At 29.5% G+C, this 21,395-nt stretch carries 18 protein-coding genes and 1 tRNA gene; 16 read left to right on the top strand and 3 right to left on the bottom strand.

Annotated elements, in window-relative coordinates; translation table 11 throughout:
• Positions 1 to 102 precede the first annotated feature (102 nt).
• The 6 genes from KIB46_RS13195 to KIB46_RS13220 all read left to right on the top strand — a co-directional run bounded on the left by KIB46_RS13195 (position 103) and on the right by KIB46_RS13220 (position 6,671).
• A tRNA-Asn gene (locus tag KIB46_RS13195) sits at positions 103 to 177 on the top strand.
• Positions 178 to 345: 168 nt separating this feature from the next.
• Positions 346 to 1,035 (top strand): response regulator transcription factor, encoded by a 690-nt coding sequence (locus KIB46_RS13200; RefSeq protein WP_156559873.1) that lies wholly within the window; start codon positions 346 to 348, stop codon positions 1,033 to 1,035.
• 3 nt (positions 1,036 to 1,038) lie between these two features.
• The gene (locus KIB46_RS13205; protein WP_156559870.1) at positions 1,039 to 2,451 is read left to right on the top strand and encodes an ATP-binding protein; all 1,413 of its coding nucleotides are present in this window, start codon (positions 1,039 to 1,041) and stop codon (positions 2,449 to 2,451) included.
• The gene (locus KIB46_RS13210) at positions 2,435 to 3,925 is read left to right on the top strand and encodes a hypothetical protein (RefSeq protein ID WP_156559867.1); all 1,491 of its coding nucleotides are present in this window, start codon (positions 2,435 to 2,437) and stop codon (positions 3,923 to 3,925) included. Before KIB46_RS13205 ends, KIB46_RS13210 begins: the two co-directional genes overlap by 17 nt.
• Positions 3,926 to 3,935: 10 nt before the next feature.
• Entirely contained in the window at positions 3,936 to 5,318 is a 1,383-nt protein-coding gene (locus KIB46_RS13215) for a TldD/PmbA family protein (RefSeq protein ID WP_291672469.1), read from the top strand.
• Positions 5,319 to 5,327: 9 nt separating this feature from the next.
• Positions 5,328 to 6,671, top strand: coding sequence for a metallopeptidase TldD-related protein (locus KIB46_RS13220; protein WP_291672471.1), 1,344 nt, complete (start codon positions 5,328 to 5,330; stop codon positions 6,669 to 6,671).
• Positions 6,672 to 6,712: 41 nt separating this feature from the next.
• Here the strand turns inward: KIB46_RS13220 and KIB46_RS13225 are convergent, their stop codons facing one another.
• Positions 6,713 to 8,578, bottom strand: a complete 1,866-nt coding sequence (locus KIB46_RS13225; RefSeq protein WP_291672473.1) for an LTA synthase family protein — start codon at positions 8,576 to 8,578, stop codon at positions 6,713 to 6,715.
• Between the two features lie 159 nt (positions 8,579 to 8,737).
• Here KIB46_RS13225 and yedF point away from each other — a divergent pair, with 159 nt between their 5' ends.
• Complete coding sequence (gene yedF, locus KIB46_RS13230; protein ID WP_156559855.1) at positions 8,738 to 9,310, top strand: sulfurtransferase-like selenium metabolism protein YedF; 573 nt, start codon at positions 8,738 to 8,740, stop codon at positions 9,308 to 9,310.
• Between the two features lie 190 nt (positions 9,311 to 9,500).
• Positions 9,501 to 10,460 (top strand): FAD-dependent oxidoreductase, encoded by a 960-nt coding sequence (locus KIB46_RS13235; protein ID WP_291672476.1) that lies wholly within the window; start codon positions 9,501 to 9,503, stop codon positions 10,458 to 10,460.
• Here KIB46_RS13235 and KIB46_RS13240 read toward each other — a convergent pair.
• Together KIB46_RS13240 and KIB46_RS13245 are read right to left on the bottom strand one after the other, a co-directional pair.
• Positions 10,441 to 11,019, bottom strand: coding sequence for a GDSL-type esterase/lipase family protein (locus KIB46_RS13240; RefSeq protein ID WP_291672478.1), 579 nt, complete (start codon positions 11,017 to 11,019; stop codon positions 10,441 to 10,443). The genes KIB46_RS13235 and KIB46_RS13240 overlap by 20 nt on opposite strands.
• A gap of 16 nt (positions 11,020 to 11,035) precedes the next feature.
• Positions 11,036 to 11,656, bottom strand: a complete 621-nt coding sequence (locus KIB46_RS13245; protein WP_291672479.1) for a RusA family crossover junction endodeoxyribonuclease — start codon at positions 11,654 to 11,656, stop codon at positions 11,036 to 11,038.
• A gap of 220 nt (positions 11,657 to 11,876) precedes the next feature.
• Between KIB46_RS13245 and tsaD the strand changes: the two genes are divergently transcribed.
• The 8 genes from tsaD (at position 11,877) to KIB46_RS13285 (ending at position 21,290) form a co-directional block, all read left to right on the top strand.
• A complete protein-coding gene (gene tsaD, locus KIB46_RS13250) occupies positions 11,877 to 12,896 on the top strand; it encodes a tRNA (adenosine(37)-N6)-threonylcarbamoyltransferase complex transferase subunit TsaD (protein ID WP_156559846.1) in 1,020 nt (339 codons plus the stop codon).
• Between the two features lie 9 nt (positions 12,897 to 12,905).
• Positions 12,906 to 13,925: an alpha/beta hydrolase gene (locus KIB46_RS13255; protein ID WP_291672482.1), complete on the top strand. Its 1,020-nt coding sequence runs from the start codon at positions 12,906 to 12,908 to the stop codon at positions 13,923 to 13,925.
• 318 nt (positions 13,926 to 14,243) lie between these two features.
• Positions 14,244 to 15,443 carry a trypsin-like peptidase domain-containing protein gene (locus KIB46_RS13260; RefSeq protein WP_291672484.1) on the top strand — a complete coding sequence of 400 codons (1,200 nt, stop codon included), beginning with the start codon at positions 14,244 to 14,246 and terminating at the stop codon, positions 15,441 to 15,443.
• 66 nt (positions 15,444 to 15,509) lie between these two features.
• Positions 15,510 to 18,239, top strand: coding sequence for a sigma-54-dependent transcriptional regulator (locus tag KIB46_RS13265; RefSeq protein WP_156559838.1), 2,730 nt, complete (start codon positions 15,510 to 15,512; stop codon positions 18,237 to 18,239).
• A gap of 232 nt (positions 18,240 to 18,471) precedes the next feature.
• Complete coding sequence (locus KIB46_RS13270) at positions 18,472 to 18,780, top strand: PTS sugar transporter subunit IIB (RefSeq protein ID WP_027099805.1); 309 nt, start codon at positions 18,472 to 18,474, stop codon at positions 18,778 to 18,780.
• An 81-nt stretch (positions 18,781 to 18,861) separates the two neighbouring features.
• Positions 18,862 to 19,158 carry a PTS lactose/cellobiose transporter subunit IIA gene (locus KIB46_RS13275; protein WP_156559836.1) on the top strand — a complete coding sequence of 99 codons (297 nt, stop codon included), beginning with the start codon at positions 18,862 to 18,864 and terminating at the stop codon, positions 19,156 to 19,158.
• A 130-nt stretch (positions 19,159 to 19,288) separates the two neighbouring features.
• Positions 19,289 to 20,182, top strand: coding sequence for a BadF/BadG/BcrA/BcrD ATPase family protein (locus tag KIB46_RS13280; RefSeq protein ID WP_291672488.1), 894 nt, complete (start codon positions 19,289 to 19,291; stop codon positions 20,180 to 20,182).
• A 19-nt stretch (positions 20,183 to 20,201) separates the two neighbouring features.
• Positions 20,202 to 21,290: a DUF871 domain-containing protein gene (locus KIB46_RS13285; protein WP_291672490.1), complete on the top strand. Its 1,089-nt coding sequence runs from the start codon at positions 20,202 to 20,204 to the stop codon at positions 21,288 to 21,290.
• The last annotated feature ends 105 nt before the right edge of the window (positions 21,291 to 21,395 follow it).

Below are 21,395 nucleotides of genomic sequence, written 5' to 3' on the forward strand. Positions count from 1 at the left end.
TAATGTATGTAGCTGACTGATACTAATAGGTCGAGGGCTTGACCAAGTTAAAGAAATTTCAATGATTATGTGCAATTTTCAGAGAACAACTCTGATTAATATTCCGCGGTAGCTCAATGGTGGAGCACTCGGCTGTTAACCGATAGGTTGGAGGTTCGAGCCCTCTCCGCGGAGCCATTTAGAATTTTAAGCGATGGATTACCATCGCTTTTTTTGTATATACAAATATGTTAATTAAATTGTAACTACCTTGAATAATATTTATATTATAATAAAAATTAATAGTATGATATAAAATGAGGTAAGTATTAATAATAGAAGAGAAAATAGTATTGAGGTGTTATGATGACAAAGATTTTATTAGTAGAAGATGAAGAAAGTATAAGAAGTTTTTTAAAGATAAATCTAGAACGAAACTCTTTTCAGGTTATAGAGGCAGGAACTGGAGAAGAAGGAATTGAAAAAGCTTTATTAGAAAAGCCTGAAATAATAATCTTAGATGTTATGCTTCCTGGAATTGATGGGTTTCAAGTGTGTAGTAGACTAAGAAAAGAGTTCCCTAATGTAGGAATAATTATGCTAACAGCAAAAGGGCAAGATATGGATAAAATTATGGGATTAGAGTTTGGTGCTGATGATTATATAATCAAGCCATTCAATCCTTTAGAAGTTGTGCTAAGGGTAAAAGCTATTTTAAGACGTATAGGGATAAGTGAAGATGAAAGTAGTAATAAAAACAAGTTAATTGGTGGTCCATTTATAATTGATTTATACTCTCAAAAATTATTAAAGAATAATAAAGAGATTGATGTAACACCTAAGGAATACATGCTAATGAAGCTGTTTATAGAAAATCCTAATAAAGCATTTACTAGAGATGAATTATTAAATTTAATATGGGGATATAACTTTTTTGGGGATCCTAAAATAATAGATGTTAATATAAGAAGGTTAAGATCAAAGATAGAGGATGATTCGTCAAATCCACAGTATATAGAAACTGTATGGGGAATAGGTTATAGATGGAAGGGATAAAATATGAGAACAATCAAAAGTAGGTTAGTTAAGAGTTTCTCTATAGTAATATTTATAACTATTTTAGTATTAGACATATTACTTATTACTTTTGTAAGAAAGTACTACTATGATAATATGAATGATTTATTAAAAAATCAGTTACAAGTAACAACAAATTTTTATAAAAAGTACTTTAATTTATATTCTTTAGAGGAAAATATTTATGATAATTTAGATTCATTTTGGGAACAAACTGATGCACAAATACAGATATATGATAATAATGGTGAGTTGTTAATGGATTCTATAGGAGTGATAGAAGATAACGTCAAATATATTGACGTGCAAAGATCACTTCAAGGAGAGAAAAATAATAGGTGGATTGGAAATGTAAGTTATTATGATTATAAAGTAATGGCATTATCAACGCCAATAGAGTCTGATGGGAAAGTTATAGGAGTAATGAGGCTAGTTGTTTCTCTTGAAGCTGTAGATAAAGGAATAAGTAATATAATAGTATTTTTCTTAATTATATCTATGACTGTTCTTATTTTTTCAATTTTAGTTAGTACAATTTTAGCAAAAAATATAGTAGTGCCAATAAAGAAGCTTACTATAGTTGCAGAGGAAATGGCTGGAGGAGATTTAGGGGTAAGAAGCGATACTAATTCAAGAGATGAGATAGGTAAATTAGCTAAGACCTTGGATTATATGGCAGAAGAAATACAAAAGAGAGAACAACTTAAAAATGAATTTATTTCATCTATTTCACATGAATTAAGGACTCCATTAACAGCTATAAAGGGATGGGTAATAACATTAGATGATTCGCAAACAGATAAAGATACTTTAAAAATGGGGTTGAATATAATTGAAAAAGAAACTGATAGATTAGTTAATATGGTAGAAGAACTTTTAGATTTTTCTAAGTTATCAAGTGGTAAAATGACTTTAAATAAAAAAGAAATTTCAATAAAAGCTATATCTGATTATATTGATGTATATATGTCAGCTAGAGCTAGGCGTGAAAATAAAAGGCTTAATATAAATTTAGACTCTGAGAATAAAAAAATCTATGTAGATATTGATAGAATAAAGCAAGTATTAATAAATCTTTTAGATAATGCTTTCAAGTTTACAGAAGCAGAAGGTACTATAAGTATAAGTTTTTGCTCTGTTGAAGGTTCTTTGAAGATAATTGTTCAGGATAATGGTTGTGGAATATCGAAGGAAGATTTGCCAAGGGTAAAAGAAAAATTCTATAAGGGAAAGAATGCAAAATCTAAAAATGGTATAGGTTTGTCTATATGTGATGAAATAGTTAAATTACATAATGGGGAGATTTTTATTGAAAGTGAAGAGGGGAAAGGGACATTAGTAACCATAACTTTACCAGTAATTAAGGAGGAAGAAGCTAATGAAAAGACTTTTTAGTAGTTTTATATGTATTTTTTTATGTATCTTTCTTCTAATGGGGTGTTCTTTTGTTCAAGAGGAAAGTAGCTCAGTAATAGTACAGCCACGTAATATGAACTTGAAAATAAAAGGAGGATGGAATGCAGAGGTATATAAGATATTGGAAGCTAATGTATTATCAGATGAGGATATAAAAAATATAACCTCAAATCCTATAAAAATAAGAAGCAATGGAATTAGCCTATCTGGAGAAGATATTAAAAAAATAAGATATACAGTAAAGGTTGTAAAACCTAATTATACAATTTCTTATGAGAATAAATATAAAATGTTAAACTTATTAGGAAATGAGATAGAGAGTATAGATGTATATTCTATAATATATCAGAATAAAGTACTAGCGGAATTTTTTTATAATACAGAAGAGGAATCCTATTTATATTATCAAGGGATAATTTTTAAAGTTAAGTTAGATAAAGATATAGATATAAGTGAGGAGCAAAATTATACTGATTATGAAGGTTCAGCTGTTAAAGATGAATCAGGCATTTCAGAAGGATTATATATAGCTTTGAAGAAGCCTTCTACAATAGAAGGAATGCCAGAAACATATAGGACCTTATGGATTAGTACACAAGATGGAAGCCTTCAAGATGTTAAAGAAAGAGAGAATATTATATTCCCAAGACTTAAGGGTATATGGTATTTAGAGCCAAAGTTGTATGAGAATAAAGAAAGAAAGATAAAGTATGAGTATTTTGAATCAGCTCCAATTGATACAACAACAGTTGAGTATAATAACAAGTTAGTTGAAGAAATAAAAGGTAATATCGAAGATGGAACAACATTATTAAGGAATATAAATTTTATAGGTAATGATTATATAGCAACAGAAGTAGTAAGTAATAATAGTAAATATGAATCTGGTTATTACGAAGTACTACCAATAGATAATATGAATACATCAACTGGAATATCTATAAGTGATTTATATACAACTAAAGATTCATATTCTGATTATACAGAAGCTTATAATGAAACTTATAGTACACTTAATAATGAAATTAAATCATCATTATCACAATATATAGATTATAGTAATTTTACTTTGGTAAGAGATAATGGAAAATGGGTTATACAGGGAAGAATGTCGTCTTTAAAAAATGATAAATATATTAACTTTCCAACAACATTAAAGCCTATTAAAAAATTATTAAATTATGATACACTATTAATATCATGGAAACTTTTAAAAGGCGTTAACCCATATATGATAGATGCGTATACATCACCATATAAATCTTTGGCAGTTATAATTCTTAAGGATGAGATGCTTATTTACAGAATTGTAGATGGTACATTATCAGACGAACCTCTAAAAAGGATACAGCTTGAAGAGGGAGAAACTGTTATAATGGCTGAATGGTGTAGTTCAAATTATATTGATAAGTGGGCAAGTGCTTTTAAAGAAAACAGTAGAACAATAAAATAGGAGGATTGAAATGATTTCAAGAGAGGTAGCATCAAAGGTTTTATCTAAGTGTCTAATTACCGGTGGTGATTTTGCAGAAATATTTGAAGAAGATAGTATAAATAATTCTATTGGGATTTTAGACAATAAGGTTGAAAATGCCTTAGGGGGTAGAAGTTATGGCGTTGGTATTCGAATCTTTAAAGGATTAAAAAGCGTTTATGCATATACAAATGATAGCAGTAAGGAAGGTCTTTTAGATACTGCATATAAAGCAGCCTTAGCCTTAGGGGATTTAAAGGAAGAGAGAACTATTGTAATTAATAATAGAACTGTAATAAATGATAGACATAACATTGAAATATTCCCTAATGTTGTTGATTACAATAAAAAAGTTGGTGTAATGAAAATAGCATATAAAAGTGCTAAGGAATATCATTCAGATATAGCTCAAGTAAGTGTATCATATATAGATAAAGATCAAAAAGTACTTATTGCAAATACAGAAGGACTTTACGTTGAAGATAGAAGAATTAGAACAAGATTAGCAATAAATGCTGTAGCATCTAAGGATGGTGAAAATCAAACAGGATTTGAAGGGCCAGGAAGATATAAAGGCTTTGAAATGTTTAATGAGATTGATCCTGAATATTACGGTAAGGAAGCAGCACGTTCTGCATATGTAATGTTAAATGCTCGTAACTGTCCAGCAGGTAGAATGATGGCTGCTATTGATAATGGATTTGGAGGGGTTATATTCCATGAAGCGTGTGGACATTCATTAGAAGCTACATCAGTAGCAAAAGGTAACTCTGTATTCTCTGATTGTTTAGGCAAGCAAATAGCATCTTCAAAAGTAACTGCAATTGATGATGGTAAATTACCAAACCATTGGGGTTCAATTAATGTTGATGATGAGGGAACACCTGGAAGAAAAAATGTTCTTATAGAAAATGGAATATTAAAGTCATATATGATAGACAAGTTAAATGGTAGAAGGATGGGTATGAATCCAACAGGAAATGCTCGTAGACAAAGCTATAAGTTTGCTCCAACATCTAGAATGACTAACACTTATATTGCAGCAGGAGAAGATGATCCTAAGGATATAATTGCATCAATTCCAGAAGGTTTATACGCTAAGAAACTTGGTGGAGGTTCTGTTAATCCTGTAACTGGTGAGTTCAATTTTGCTGTAGCAGAGGGATATCTTGTTAAGAATGGTGAAATTCAAGAGCCTGTTAGAGGGGCAAGTTTAATAGGTAAGGGTAGCGAAGTATTAATGAATATTGATATGGTTGGAACTAATTTAGCACAAGCTCAAGGAATGTGTGGTTCTTCATCTGGTAGCGTTCCTGTTAATGTTGGGCAACCTATGATTAGAGTAAAAGAAATTACTGTAGGTGGAAGATAGGAGGTTAACATGGAATTTAGAGAATTTAAAGAAAAGTTATTTGATAGAGCTAAAAATGAAGGTTTTCAAGAGTGTGAGATATACTTTGTAAACAGAGAAAGTTTAAATATAACTGTTTATGAAGAAGAGGTTGAAAAATATAATTTAAATAAAACTTTTGGCTTATCTTTTAGAGGAAAAATTCAAGAGAAGATGGGATATTCATATACGGAAATTATGGATGAAGAAGCAATTGAAATGTTAGTAAAGAATGCTAAGGATGGAGCTAAAACTGTTGAGAGCGAAGATATACAGTTTATTTATGAAGGGGATAAAGAATATGAGGAGGTTAAGACTTATTCTGAAGACCTAGAATCAGTAAAACCTAGCGAATTAATAGATATTGCTTTAAGTATAGAAAAGGAAGCTAAGCAGTTATCTGATAAAGTAGTTAATCTTGGTGGATGTAGTGTAGGATATGGAACATCTAGTTATGGAATATATAATACAAAGGGATTAGAGCTTAGTAATAAGACTAACCTGTTAACAGCATATGTAGTACCTATAGTTGAAGAAGCAGGGGAAAAATATGATGGAACGGGTTATGTAACAGCAAACTCATTAAAAGAAGTAAATCCAACAAAGATAGCTAAACAAGGTATTGAAGAGGCATTATCAAGAATAAATGGTAAAAGTATTAAGTCAGATAAGTATAAGACATTAATATATAATGAAGCTATGGTTTCCTTATTATCAACATTTTCTGGAGTATTTAGTGGAGATGCAGCACAAAAAGGTCTTTCTCTATTAAAGGATAGAGAAGGAGAAATAATTGCATCATCAATAGTAACTTTAGTTGATAATCCATTATTAAAGGATGGTCTAGCTTCTACTCCATTTGATGATGAAGGGGTAGCAACATATAAAAAAGAAATTATATCTAAAGGAAAGTTAGAAACTTTACTTCACAATCTAAAGACTGCAAATAAAGCTGGTATAAAAACTACAGGAAATGGATTTAAAGCTTCATATGCATCTACAGTTGGAATATCTCCAACTAACTTCTATATAGAGAAGGGAAGTAAATCTATAGATGAATTATATGAAGAAGTAGGGGAAGGGCTAATGATAACTGAGCTTGCAGGAATGCATTCGGGAGCAAATTCTATTACTGGAGATTTCTCATTAGCAGCAAAAGGATTTTATATAGAAAATGGAAAGAGGTCATTTCCTGTTGAACAAATAACTATAGCTGGTAACTTCTTTGATTTATTGAAAGAAATTAAAGTTATAGGGGAAGACTTAAAGTTCCCAATGAGTAGTGTGGGATCACCATCTGTTGTTATTAATGAATTATCTGTTGCAGGAAAATAGTAAAATAATAAGACACGCTGTAAATAGCGTGTCTTATTATTTTAATTAACTTTTTTGAAATAATTAGCTCTTATCATTTTATCTGAAAGGTCTAAGGAAGATTTTATTGTTTCTTCATCTTCTGCTGATAAGTTTTCTCCCTTAATTGTTCCATTAGTTAATATAGCATAGCTTCTATTAGTATTTAATAGATTTCTACCTAGTGCTGTATTTTCATATAATGATTTATCTATTCCAAGTAAATATAACATAGTAGGCATTATATCAATTTGACCACCAATAGTTTCGAATGTCTTTGGTTCTTTAATATCTTTATCATAGATTATTAAAGGAACAATCGGATTACCATCATCTAAATACCAAGCTTCTTTTTGAGAAAGTTGGTTTATGCTATGATTATAGTATTTATGAACCCCAGTATGGTCTCCAACTATAACTACTAAAGAATTATCAAGAATTCCTTCTTTGTCAAGTAACTCTAAGAAATATCCAATTTGTTCATCTGTATAATGAACACTTTCAAAGTAGCCTCCAAGCTCACTCTTATCTAATTCTTCATCTAATCCTAACTTTCTATATTCTTTAGGAATGTCGAAAGGACCGTGATTAGTTAAGGTTATAGTATGAGCAAAGAATGGTGAATTTAAATTCTTTAGCATTGGTACAACTTGTTCGAAGTAACTTCTATCACTTATACCCATACCTATTTGTTCATCATCATTAAATGAAAAATAATCTATAAAGTTATCAAAATCAATACCACCCTTTAATGCATTTGCATAGTTCCAGAAAGAACCTTTATCAGGATGAATAGAAGAGGATGTGTATCCTGCATTTCTAAGAACTATAGGTAATGAATTATAAGTAGTATTTGGATATCTGAAGAATGTGCTTCCTCTTCTTAATGGCAACATAGATGTATTTACCATTAAGTCAGAATCAGAGCTTGTTCCTTCGTTAACTTGTTCATATATGTTTGGAAAGTACAATCCTTTTTTTATTAGTTCATCCATTACAGGGGTAATTTTCTTACCGTTAATTTCTTTGCCTAAAATAAATGATTCAAGAGATTCTACTTGAATAACAATTAAATTTTTATTTTTTGAAATTCCTGCATACTCATTATCAGGTAGATTTTCATTTTTCCAATTATAATACTGATTAATTTGTTTTTCTTCTTCTTCTGTTAATTCATAAGGTTTGGAATCTTTATATACATTTATTATATCCATTATGTGATACCCAACAGGCGTAAAATATTTTACTGTATTAGTTGGGTCATATCCATCAAAAAGATAAGCATCCTTAACATCCTCATTGTTTAATACAAAAAGATTAAAAGGAACATATAGTATAAATGTTAAAGGAATAATAAATGTAATTAAAAATGTTTTTATAGCTCTTTTAGGATTAATTGAGTAAGTTTTTCTAGTAAAGAAAACATAAATTCCTAAAATGATAAAGTCTAAGAAGAATATGAAATCATATGAGCTAAGCATGGATATTACTGAGCCACCAAGATTGTCCAAATTAGCAGTTTGAGTTAATATAAGGATTGAAGGTACTGTTAAAAATCCTCTAAAATACATAACATCTAATAATGTTAATGCAGTAATTAGAGCATCTATAACAAATAGATATATTATTCTACCTTTCCCTTTGAATAATAAGCTAAAACTTAAGCATACTAAGGTATAAGCAAAATAATAATTTATACAAGGAGATGCATTGGAAAATCCAAGAGATATGTTAAAGTTATATGGATTTTGATTTTGTATAAATCCTTGTAGAAATATAGCTTTTAAAACTATTCCCAAAAGAGGAATAAGGAATAATCCTATTTTTATTAACTTATTTTTATCAAAGTTTTTTAGATAATTCTTAATTTGTTCTAATAAGTTACTCATTTCTTCACCTCTCAACAGTAATCATAATCAATTATAGTATAATATGATATGGCAAATCAAATTAAAGAAAGAGTATTTATTAAATCTTAATAAATGCTATAATTTAAATGTAACCATTTTTATAAATAAATAGCTTTAATTACAGTATGAGGTGATGGTATGAAGAGGATTGACTGTAGAGGTATAGAAGGTCCAAAGGTGATAAGGAAAGTAAAAAAATATTTTGATTCTATTGGTGAAGGTGAAGCAACTGTACGTGTAGATAATGATATTGCAAATAGTAACATAACAAAATATGCAATGACTCAAGGATATCATGTTGATTCACAAGAGGTTGGGGATGAGTTTAAGCTAACTATTGAAAAAAGAGGATGCTTAGAGGTATTAGAAGAAGATAAAAATTATGTTGTTATAATTTCAACTGATATGTTAGGAAAAGGTGATGAGGAATTAGGAAAGAAATTAATGATTTCTTATTTAGATACAATAAGTGAAGAGTTTAGGTTACCTAAGAAGATTATCTTTTTAAATAGTGGTGTAAAGTTGTTATCTGAAGATTCTAAAGTTATTGAAGGAATAAGACTGCTAATTGAAAAAGGTGTTAAAATCTACTCATCATCAATGTGCATAGACCACTATGATTTAAGAAGCAAAGTTTTAGTTGGTACAAAAATAGATATGAGTGAAATTGTTGATATTATGAATGAAGCAGATCAATTAATAAAGATATAAAGTAGATTTTATTTAATCTACTTTATATCTTTTATTATTTTCAAGTAAATTAAGAGTATATAAGTCCTTTTCGTTATCATTAAATCACCTTATTTATTTTCGAAATTTAATAGTGAAAGTTAATATGTTATAATCAATTTATGTTAAGAAATTTGAGTGATATAAGGCAGTCTAAGGAGGAAGTTTCTTTATGATTCAATATGATTTGATAGTTGTTGGTGGTGGGATTAGTGGCATGACAGCAGCCCTAAGTGCCTTAGAAAATGGAGTGAAAAATGTAATTATTATAGAAAGAGAAGATTCATTAGGAGGAGTGGTGAATCAGTGTATTCATAGTGGATTTGGTAGTAGTATTTTAAATACTGAAGTTACAGGTCCTGAATATGTTAATTTTATTAGAAATAGATTACTTAATCATAAAGTCCATATAAAATTAGAAACAGAAGTAATAGACTTATATAAAGATAAGGTTATAACATATGTAAATTCTTTAGATGGAGTTACAGAAATAAGAGGAAGCTCAATAATTTTTGCTACGGGATGTAGAGAGAAATTTACTGGAAGTATAAATATAGCAACTAATACCTATACAGGTATTAGTAGTATAGGAAATGCTCATAGAGTAGTAAATTTAGATGGATATTTATTAGGAAAAGAACCTGTTATAGTAGCAAGTAGTAAGTGGGCTTTAATAGTAGCACGAAGATTATACATAGAAGGTGCTAATATAAAAGGAGTTTTAATAAGAGAAAATGAAAATTTCACATTTGATGATGAAAACAAAGATATAATAGAAGGATTTAATATGCCTATATACCTTAATTCAAAGGTGATAGAAATATTCGGTGATGAAAGGGTTACAGGAGTTAAAATAGGTTCTATTATAGATAAGAAGGAGATTATTTTAGGGTGTGACTCATTATTATTATCTGTAGAATATTTTCCTGAGAATGGGCTATTAAAAAATATAAAAGTTGAAATGGACAAAGAAACACTTGCACCAATTGTAAATGATTATGAGACAGGAATTAAAGGTATTTTTGCTTGTGGAAATTTAATATATGGTACAAAAGCACTAACTAAGAAGGATATTAATGGAGGAGAAGCAGGAAAAAGGGCAGCAGAATATATTAGAAATTATTATTACTAAATATTCTTAATGCCTCATCCTTCATAAGTGTATTACCAAAAGAATTAAGATGAATACCATCAATAAAAATATTTTTATCTATATTTTTAAGTGATAGGTTATAAAAATCTATATACTTAACATTGTGTTTTTCACAGACATCTATTAAGGAAGTACGTAGTTTTGGAAGTGATGAGAAACAGTAATCATATAATTGGGATGGCATAAATAATTCTTCTGCCATCTCTGTTATTATAATAGGTGGAATTCCAATTACTACATTAGAGTTATTAGATATAGTTTCTAAAATCATTTCTTCAATATTGTCTATTATATTAAAAAGTTTTCTACCACATAGAAGATCATTTGTCCCACCCATTATAAAAGTCATGTCGGGTTTATGTTTTATAAGATTTTCATACAACCTATTTAACATTGATGGAGTTGTATCTCCATTTATTCCTTTATTAATAATCTCTATATCTAAACAGTTTCCTAATAGACTAACCCAAGCCTCATCTTTAGCTAATCCATATCCGTATGTAAGACTATCACCAATACATAATATTTTACTTATCATAATTAGATTATCCTCTCTAGAAAAGTTTTTTAAAACAGTTTTTACAAATCAATGTCTTTCCTTTATCAGCAGTAATAAAATCATCAGAAATAATTGATTTTTTACACATACTACATACCTTGTCAGGTTTAATAGTTTCCTGCTTTAGGTTAGAAATACTTTTTTCATGAAAGTTCTTTCGAAGAGGTTTATATTCATTTTTTTTTGTTAAAGTTTCCTTAGGTAAAACTGAATATTTAAGAGAGTATTCACTTTCTCCAAATAGTTCAAGTTCAAATCTAGGGTTTTCCTTATCATAAAACTCTTCAATTACTATTCTTCTTACTTGAGCGTCATTAACTATTAATCCGCTTTTTTCCACACCATCAAAAATACTTTTACAAATATTTATAGTATCTGGATGTCTTTTTTCGCTTTTATAGTATACCTTAAGGAGTGCTATTAAACTTTCAGTTAAAACAATTTCTGGATTTTGAGAACGAGCAATATATGCTATTTCTTGTTCATATAGTGCATATCTATCGTGATATTGTCCAGAATTATAAGGTAATATAGCGCGACCATTAACATTATGTAGTTTAAAGTTAGATTTAGTTATAGGAGATCCATTTACTATAACTTTTGCATAAGATGACATAATATTTACTCCTTTATTTTAAGTAAAACTTAATTTTCCATAAATTCTATAACAAAATAGCTGAAATATTGACCATTAACGATTATAATTAAAATAGAATTTCAATTTTAAATTTACAGTATTATTCTTATTAATACAAGATATAAAAATTCATATATAATGCTTAATTAAGTATTATACAATATAGTTTTAATAAATAAAAAGTACGAGGGATAACAAAATGGAAAAGAAATTAATATTATCTATTGAATCTAGCTGTGACGAAACATCTGCTGCAGTTATTGAAAATGGAAGAATAGTATTATCAAATATAATAGCTACACAAATAGATACACATAAAAAGTTTGGAGGAGTAGTTCCAGAAGTAGCATCAAGAATGCATATAGAAGTAATAGATAAAGTTGTGAAGGAAGCTTTAGATGAAGCTAATGTAACTTTAGAAGATATTGATGCAATTGGAGTTACATATGGACCAGGACTAGTTGGAGCATTATTAGTTGGGCTTCAGTATGCTAAAGGGTTAGCATATGCAGCTAATAAACCTTTAATTGGAGTGAATCATATAGAAGGACATATATCTGCTAATTTTATTCAACATAAGGATTTAAAACCACCTTTTGTGTCTTTAGTGGTATCAGGAGGTCATACTTTCATTGTTCATGTTAAGGATTATGGAAAATATGAAGTATTAGGTCAAACAAGGGATGATGCTGCTGGAGAAGCTTACGACAAAGTAGCAAGAGCTTTAGGATTAGGATATCCAGGTGGTCCGAAAATAGATAAGCTTGCAAAGGAAGGAAATCCAAATGCAATAGAGTTTCCTAGAGCAAGATTCCATGAAGAAACTTTAGATTTTTCTTTTAGTGGTTTAAAATCTGCAGTATTAAATTACTTAAACAAATGCAGTATGCAAAATATTGAAGTTAATAAAGCTGATGTTGCAGCATCTTTCCAAAAAGCTGTGGTAGAAGTTTTAAGAGATAATGTATTTTTAACAATTAAAAATAAAGGATTAGATAAAATTGCTATAGCTGGAGGTGTAGCAGCTAACTCAGCTTTAAGAGATGCTTTAATTAGTGAAGGTAAGAAATTTGGAGTTCAAATCTTATTTCCAGAGCTAAAGTTATGTACAGATAATGCAGCTATGATAGGTTCAGCAGCATATTTTAGATTTATGTATAATGAATCTTCTTCCCTAGATTTAAATGCAAAACCAAATTTAAAATTAAATGAAGGATAGGTGAAAAGCTTGAATCTTATACCTGAATCGAATGGACTTCATAGAGTTAATATGAGGGAAAAATTATCTGTATTGCAATGGGTAAAAAAAGTTAGTACTGTATTAGTTATAGTTTTACTATGTGGCTTTATATTTCAAAGCTTAAGTAATTTTATAGGAAATGAACAAGTAAAGCAAAGGTTAAACTATGTAAAGATAGATGATAACAAAATAGAGTATAAAAGTAGTGGAAGTGGAAGTTACACAATTGTTTTTGATGGAGCTTTAGGAACTAATCTTTATGCTTGGAATGATGTGTGTAAAATTGTTGAAAAAGAATTAGGTGTTAGAACACTAGTATATAATAGGGATGGATATGGCTTTAATACTATTAAGGATAAAAAAGATATAGAATCTCAAACAGAAGAACTTAGAGAATTAATAAAAAAATTAGGTCTAACTGATAACTTGATTCTTGTAGGAGAAGAGTATGGCAGTTTAATCATGACTAATTTTGCAAAAGAGTATCCAGAATTGGTATCGGGGATGGTATTAATAAGGCCATTATCAGAAGAAATTTTAAAAAGTAAAGAATTTAAGAAAAGTGTAAGATGGAAGTATTATAAAAGTAAAGTTGAAGCAGTGGGAGCTTCCTTTGGTCTAACTACTTTAATGGACAAGTTAGGTCTTACTTATTCTGTAGATGGGTTTGAAGAAAATCTTCCAAAAGGAGCAGATGAGGAATTTGCAGTACACAAAACTAAAAAGAACTATAGAAAAGCAGTGAGTAATGAATTAGAAAACTTATATAAATATAATGGAGAAAACCAACTAGACAATATGTTTATAGACAAGCCTTTGTATATAATAACTAGTAATGAAAATGAACCTGTTGCAAAAATTGGTACAAGCGAATTAACAACTGTATATCACACAGAATCTGAAGCAGGTATAATTGCAAGTACAGGTAAGGATGCTATTGAATCTGCAATATCAATTGTATTAAAAGAAGCTAAAAAAATAGAAAAACTAGCAAATAAGAGTAAATAGGGATTTATTGGTGCAGAATATAAATATATTCTGCACCAATTTTTTTCAATTTAGGAAAATATAAAATTTTAATTAGGTATAAATCAAAGGTACTATTATATTTTTATATTATAAAATATAAAATCAAGGATAATAATTTTATAATTTCCTTACCTTTAGTTGTGAGGTGTGGATATTTGTTTTGATGTGACTTGGAGATTGCGACGGAACGATCAAAATAAATATCCACCCATCCTTTTTTGAAGTTTTATGTCATATAGTTGTCACAAAAAAAATATATACTCAAGTTAAAGAAAGTGGATATAGGAGGTTTTAACAATGGATAACGAAAACAATAATGAACAAGGATTTGTTTTTTATCATGAGCCTGATAAATTTGAAGAACATAATAATTTTGGAGATAATAAGAAACTGAAAAATAAAAGAGGATTAAAAATATTTGGTACAATAGCAATAGCACTTACAATAGCATTGTCTGGAGGGTTAATAGGTGGGTTAGTAACCTATAAGACAATAACAAGTAACTTAGAAGGCAAGACAGTGAACTTGGCTCCAGTAAATTTTACTCAAAGTGATGAAAATGCTCTTTCAGCACAGGAAGTATATCAAAAGGTAAGTCCAGCAGTTGTTACTATTTCGGCTAAAGGAACTGAATATAAAGGTTTTTTTGCTCAAGATGTTGAGGGGATAGGATCTGGATTTATCATAAATGAGGATGGCTACATCTTAACAAACTATCATGTTGTTGAATTAGCTATTTCTAATAATACAAAGGATGTAACAGTAATATTAAGTACTGGAGAAGAGATAGCTGCAAAAGTTGTTAACTATGATCAAAATAGAGATATTGCAATGGTTAAGTTAGTAGATGGAACTAAGGTGCCAGCTGTAGTAGAGTTAGGAGATTCTGATGGATTATATGTAGGTCAAGAAGTTGTTGCTATAGGTACACCGCTTGGAAAGAATTTTGCACAAACATTAACAAAAGGAATTGTTAGTGGAGTAAATAGAAATTTAACAACTGAAGGTGGAAACACTGGTGACTATATTCAAACTGATGCAGCAATAAATTCAGGTAATAGTGGAGGACCTCTAATAAATACTAAAGGTGAAGTAATTGGAATAAATACAGCAAAATTATCAGGTCAATCAGAAACAACTATAGAAGGTATGGGATTTGCAATTCCAATTAATGATGCAAAAGATAGAATAGAAAGCTTGTCTAAGCCAATTTTGAATTTAGGAATAACTGTTAGAGAAGTGAATTCAGAATTAGCAAAACAAAATAATCTTCCTAAAGAAGGTTTATGGGTAGTTGGGGTTACTGAAAATTCACCAGCAGCAAAAGCAGGAATACAACCATCCGATTTAATTGTAAAGTTTGATGGAAAAGAAGTAAAAACTTTTGATGAGTTAACTAAATTAAAGAATAATAAAAATGCAGGAGATAAGGTAGAAATAGTTGTATATAGAAATGGAAAAAATGTATCTTTAAGTATGCAATTAGCTGAAAGTTAGTTATTAATATAGTATAATTATAGTTAGGTACTTAATAGTACCTAACTATTTTTTTAGGGGGCAAATATGAGTAAATTAGATGAAGTTTATAACTCATTATTACAACTAGAAAATAAAGGCCGTAATGGTATATCAGCAATAGAATTAAGTAACTTTATGGATTTAGATAGAGCTAATATTTCTAGATATTTAAACACTTTATATAAGGAAGGAAAACTGGAAAAAATAGAAGGTAGACCTGTATTATATTCTGTTATAAAAAAGAATAGTCTTTATAAAAATAAAGGTTCAAATATAGATTTAAATAATAAAAATAGCTTGGATAAAATGGTTGGAGCAGAACAAAGTCTGCAGATACCTATACAGCAGGCAAAGGCAGCTATACTTTACCCTCCAAGGGGATTACACACATTAATCTTAGGAGAAACAGGTGTAGGTAAATCAATGTTTGCTGAACTAATGTATGAATTTGCAAGAGAGTCAGGTGTTATATCTGAAAATGCTCCATTTATAAGATTTAATTGCGCTGACTATGTAGATAACCCTCAATTAGTCATGGCACAAATTTTTGGAGTAAAAAAAGGGGCGTATACTGGTGCTGACTGTGATAAGGATGGACTTTTAAAAAAGGCTGATGGGGGAATTATATTTTTAGATGAAATACATAGGTTATCACCTCAAGGTCAAGAAATGTTATTTACATATATAGATAAAGGTTATTTTAGACCATTAGGTGATACTGAAAATCCTATTAATGTAGAAGCTCAAATAATTGCAGCTACCACTGAAGAACCACAATCATTTATGCTTAAGACATTTACTAGGAGAATACCTATGACCATAACACTGCCATCATTAAAAGAGCGTAGTGTTCAAGAGAGGTATTACCTATTAGAAGAATTTATAAAAGAAGAGTCTGTAAGACTAGGAAAGAGTATATATTTTAATAAAAATGCGTTAATTTCATTTTTATTATATGATTGTCCTAATAATATAGGTCAGTTAAAAAGTGACATACAATTAGCTTGTGCTAAAGCATTTCTTAATTACAAGGCAAATGGAAGAGATTACATTCTTGTAGAACAAAGTGACCTACATCAAAGAGTTAATAAGGGATTAATGAAGTTGCAAGAATTTAGAAGCGAAGTAGATGAGCTTTTGAGAAATATGGGTGATGTTCTTAGATTTTCCTATAAAGATAATGAAAATGAATTTAATATGGTGGATTTTAATGAGGAAAGTAAAATAACAGGTGAGTATTTTTATGATATTATAGAAAATAAATTAGAGGATCTTAAAAGAAAAGGATTAGAAGAAAAAGAAATAAATGATATTTTAAATATAGATATAGAAAGATATTTTCAAAAATATATAAGAGACTTGCCTAAAGAATTTAGAAGAGATGAAATAACTAAAATAGTAGATAGTGAAATAGTAGATATTGTTGCAGAGATTTTGGACATAGCTTCATCTAAATTAGGTAGGCAATATGATGAAAAAGTATATTTTGGATTAGCGTTACATCTTCAAGGAAGTTTAGAGAGAATAAAGCAAGGGAATAAAATATATCATCCTAAGTTAAATTTTATACGCTCACATTATTCAAAAGAGTTTCTTATAGCTATGGAAGTAGCACAGAAGATAGATGATAAATTTGATGTTGAAGTGCCACTAGATGAAATAGGATATCTTACTATGTTTATATCAGCTAGACCTTACGAAATAGATGAGAAGAAAGATGGTAAGGTTGGTGTACTTGTTATAATGCATGGGCATTCAACTGCTAGTAGTATGGTGGAAGTAGCTAATTCTTTGATAGGAGAAAATTACTCTAGAGCATTAGATATGCCTTTAACCATGAAAGCAGAACAAATGTATGAAATAGCTAAACGGAAAGTAATTGAAATGAATAGTGGTAAAGGTGTTCTATTACTAGTTGATATGGGATCATTAACCAACTTTGGAAGTATGATTAAAGAGGAAACAGGAATTGATGTAAGAGCAATTGATATGGTAAGTACATTATTAGTAATAGAGGCTGGAAGGAAGGCCATTAATGGAAGAGATATAAATGAAATATACAAATCGTGTTTAGAAATAAGCAGATACGGTATACAAGGAGTAAGGAATAATACTGAGTTAAAAGAAAATCTAATTATTACTGCTTGCTTTACAGGAGAAGGATCCGCAGAAAAATTAAGACAAATTCTATTACAAAGACTATCTAATAGAGATAAAGTAAAAATTATTTCACTAAATATATTAGATAAATCTGATTTCATTGATAAGATAGATAGTTTGAAATTAGAGTATAGGATATTAGCTGTTGTAGGTACAGTATCATTAAATATAGAAGGTATTCCATTCATTCCAGCACCAGATATATTGGCAGAGGATGGCATAGATCGACTTGATGAGTTTATTAGTAGGGAAGAAGACTTTAAGAGAATTACAAAATCCATAGATACTCAAATTCAAAATATAGATGGTATTGAATTAGTTCAACTTGTAAGAGAAGCTATGCAACGAACTGAAGAAAACTTGGGGATAATTATATCTCATGAAGTTAAAGTAGGGATAATAATACATCTATGCTTTTTAATTGAGAAGACAATTAGTGGTGGTAAAGGAAAGCGCTTTGATAGACTTAATGAATATAGAGATAAACATAGCAAGGAATTTATTTTAGTTAAGCAAAGTTTAAGAAGAATTGAATTGACTTATAATATTAATATATCTGATAATGAACTTGCATTTATAGTTAGAATGGTAACAGAAAATGATATATCTGTGTAATAATTAAATAAAGTGTGTAATAAAAAAAGTGTGTAAAATTGTGTGTAAGATAACTGTGTATTTAAAATACATAGTTATCTTTTTTTTACCTATATAAAACTTAGGTATAGAGTCATTTAAAAAAATAAAAAAAAGATAAATAGTTGGCATGTAAATTGCTTATAATATATAGTGCAAAAGTAAATAATTTAAAATCATAAAAATTTCAATATAATTTGAGGGGGAATCAACCATGTTAAAAATTTTATTATGTTGTTCAGCTGGTATGTCAACTAGCTTATTAGTAACTAAGATGCAAGCTGCTGCTAAAGAGCAAGGAATTGAATGTTCAATCCAAGCTATGGCAGAAGGTGAAGTTAAGAATCACGAAGACGAAATGGACGTATTATTATTAGGACCACAAGTTAGATTCTTATTAAAGAAGATGAAAGAAAAATATGAACCAAAGGGAATTCCAGTAGACATAATCCCAACAGTTGATTATGGAACAATGAATGGTGCAAAAGTTTTAGCTTTAGCATTAAAGATGGCTGGAAAGTAATTTAGGTTATAAAAGGGGAGAATACTGGGGGGTATTTATATCGGCATATAAGCTAAAGCCAAGTGAAAGGATGTATAAGTGATGGAAGAAATCATAATGAATTTAATTATGCACAGTGGAGAAGCTAGAAGCTACTCTATGGAGGCTATTCAAGCAGCAAAAGAAAATAACATAGAAGAAGCTAAAAATCTAATAGAAAAAGCTGATGAAGAATTAGGACATGCACATAATGCACAAACAAGCTTAATTCAAGCAGAAGCAGGTGGAGATAAGGCAGAGTTTTCATTATTACTTTGTCACGCACAAGACCACTTTATGACTACAATGACATTAAAAGATGTAGCTATAGAAATAATTGATATATACACAAGATTATAATATTAATTTAATATGAACTCTAATGTTTTACATTAGAGTTCATTAATTATAATTCTATTGTTTAAACGCTGATTAACGGGTTATTTTAATACAGAATTAGATGAGAAATAATTAATAAAGGGGAATAGTTATGGATTATATAATTGGAGTAGATGGAGGAGGAACTAAAACTGAAGCTGTTGCTTATGACTTAAGTGGGGAAGTTTTAGCAAGAGAGTTAACTGGTTTTGGTAACCTTGTTAATGGAAAAGAAGAGGCTTTAAATAACATAACTACTTCAATAGAAGAGTTAATTATAAAGCTTGGACAAGATGGGTTAAAGGGAATATACTTGGGGATTGCAGGAAGCGAAGTTGGGGAAAATGCTAAATTAATTTATAGTGAAGTAAAGAATAAGTTTTCTATAGAACCAGTGGTTATGAATGATGGTGACTTGGCTTTAAAGGCATTATTAGAAGGTGAAGATGGAATTCTAGTAATAGCAGGAACTGGCTCAACAGCATTTGGTGTTAAAGAAGATAAACAGGCACGTTGTGGTGGATGGGGACACCTACTTGGAGATGAAGGAAGTGCCTATAAAATTTCTATAGAAGCTTTCAAAAGAATGATTCATGAAGAAGATTATGGAATAGATAGAAGTGAACTTTCACAAGCTATTTTAGATAAGTTGAACATGACTAGTGTAGATGAAATTGTTGGATTTATCTATTCTGCAACGAAAGATGAAGTTGCCGCAATGGCCAGCTTAGTATCTATTTATGCTGAAAAAGGTGATAACTATGCTAAAAATATATTAATAAATGAAGGTATAGAAATTGCAAAGTCAGCAGAGAGGGTATTTAAGAAGTTAAACTTTGATAAATGTAGAATAGGGTTAGTAGGAGGCGTTATTAGAAAATCTAAAGATTTAAGAAAAGCCTTCGAAAATTACTTGAAAGAAAATATTAATGTAGTTGCTTATGTTGATAACGATGTTTCAGCTGCAAAAGGAGCATACTATATTTACAAAAAAACAAACAACTGATTTTATTGGAGGGCACAAAATGAAAAGATTAGGGATTTCAGTTTATCCAAGTCATAGTTCTATGGATGAAATAATTGAGTATGTAGAATTAGCTGCAAAATATGGGTTTAAGAGAATTTTTACTTGTCTACTTTCTGCAGAAGGAAAAACTACTGAAGAAGTAGTTGCAGAGTTCAAAAGAATGTTAGATGTAGCTAACAAGCATGGAATGGAAGTAATAGCAGATTTAGACCCAATAGTATTTAAAAACTTAGGGGCATCTATAACAGATTTATCTGTATTTAAAGAAATGGGATTAAGCGGAATTAGATTTGATGAAGGTTTTGCCGGAAATGAAGAATCTATAATGTCATTTAATCCATATGATTTAAAAGTTGAACTAAATATGAGTAATGGTACAAAGTATGTAGATAACATATTATCATTTAGACCAAATGTAAATAACATATATGGATGTCATAATTTCTATCCACACGTTTATACTGGACTTTCACTAGAACATTATATGAAATGTACAGAACAATTTAAGGAATTAGGAATTAATACAGCTGCCTTTGTAAATTCTCCAACAGCTAAATTTGGACCATGGCCTGTATCAGAAGGGTTATGTACTCTAGAAATGCATAGAGATATGCCAATAGATGTTCAAGCAAAACACTTATTTGCAACAGGTATTGATGATGTTATAATAGCTAATTGCTATGCATCTGAAGAAGAATTAAAGGCTTTAAGTGAAATCAATAAAGAAATGCTTGAATTTACAGTTGAGTTAGTTGATGGAATTCCTGAAATAGAAAGAAAAATAGTTCTTGAAGAATTCCACTTTAATAGAGGAGATAACTCGGAATATATGGCTAGATCAACTCAATCAAGAGTTAAGTATAAAGGTGAGAAGTTCCCACCATTTAACACTCCAGATATAAGAAGAGGAGATATAATTGTAGAATCTGATTTATATACTAGATATGCTGGAGAACTACAAGTAGCACTTAAGGATATGAAGAATAGTGGGAAGAGTAATGTAGTTGCTAGAATAGTAGAAGAAGAATTATTCTTATTAGATTACATTAAGCCATGGACTAAGTTCTCATTTAAATTAAAGAAATAGTTAGTTAAGGGGCTGTATCAGATTAAGGTTTTTTACCTTAGGCTGATACAGCCTTATTTTTATAATTTTAAATTTTATTCATAACTTTATATGTATTTATTTCCA

The sequence above is a fragment of the Clostridium sp. genome (assembly GCF_018372875.1).
GTDB lineage: Bacteria > Bacillota > Clostridia > Clostridiales > Clostridiaceae > Clostridium.

Bases quoted from the DNA above. Each gene is read 5' to 3' on its own strand.
- KIB46_RS13235 (WP_291672476.1), top strand. From the start codon at position 9,501: ATGATTCAATATGATTTGATAGTTGTTGGTGGTGGGATTAGTGGCATG.
- KIB46_RS13215 (WP_291672469.1), top strand. From the start codon at position 3,936: ATGATTTCAAGAGAGGTAGCATCAAAGGTTTTATCTAAGTGTCTAATT.
- KIB46_RS13260 (WP_291672484.1), top strand. From the start codon at position 14,244: ATGGATAACGAAAACAATAATGAACAAGGATTTGTTTTTTATCATGAG.
- KIB46_RS13245 (WP_291672479.1), bottom strand. From the start codon at position 11,656: ATGTCATCTTATGCAAAAGTTATAGTAAATGGATCTCCTATAACTAAA.
- KIB46_RS13200 (WP_156559873.1), top strand. From the start codon at position 346: ATGACAAAGATTTTATTAGTAGAAGATGAAGAAAGTATAAGAAGTTTT.
- KIB46_RS13265 (WP_156559838.1), top strand. From the start codon at position 15,510: ATGAGTAAATTAGATGAAGTTTATAACTCATTATTACAACTAGAAAAT.
- yedF (WP_156559855.1), top strand. From the start codon at position 8,738: ATGAAGAGGATTGACTGTAGAGGTATAGAAGGTCCAAAGGTGATAAGG.
- KIB46_RS13285 (WP_291672490.1), top strand. From the start codon at position 20,202: ATGAAAAGATTAGGGATTTCAGTTTATCCAAGTCATAGTTCTATGGAT.
- KIB46_RS13240 (WP_291672478.1), bottom strand. From the start codon at position 11,019: ATGATAAGTAAAATATTATGTATTGGTGATAGTCTTACATACGGATAT.
- tsaD (WP_156559846.1), top strand. From the start codon at position 11,877: ATGGAAAAGAAATTAATATTATCTATTGAATCTAGCTGTGACGAAACA.
- KIB46_RS13210 (WP_156559867.1), top strand. From the start codon at position 2,435: ATGAAAAGACTTTTTAGTAGTTTTATATGTATTTTTTTATGTATCTTT.
- KIB46_RS13280 (WP_291672488.1), top strand. From the start codon at position 19,289: ATGGATTATATAATTGGAGTAGATGGAGGAGGAACTAAAACTGAAGCT.
- KIB46_RS13275 (WP_156559836.1), top strand. From the start codon at position 18,862: ATGGAAGAAATCATAATGAATTTAATTATGCACAGTGGAGAAGCTAGA.
- KIB46_RS13220 (WP_291672471.1), top strand. From the start codon at position 5,328: ATGGAATTTAGAGAATTTAAAGAAAAGTTATTTGATAGAGCTAAAAAT.
- KIB46_RS13270 (WP_027099805.1), top strand. From the start codon at position 18,472: ATGTTAAAAATTTTATTATGTTGTTCAGCTGGTATGTCAACTAGCTTA.
- KIB46_RS13205 (WP_156559870.1), top strand. From the start codon at position 1,039: ATGAGAACAATCAAAAGTAGGTTAGTTAAGAGTTTCTCTATAGTAATA.
- KIB46_RS13225 (WP_291672473.1), bottom strand. From the start codon at position 8,578: ATGAGTAACTTATTAGAACAAATTAAGAATTATCTAAAAAACTTTGAT.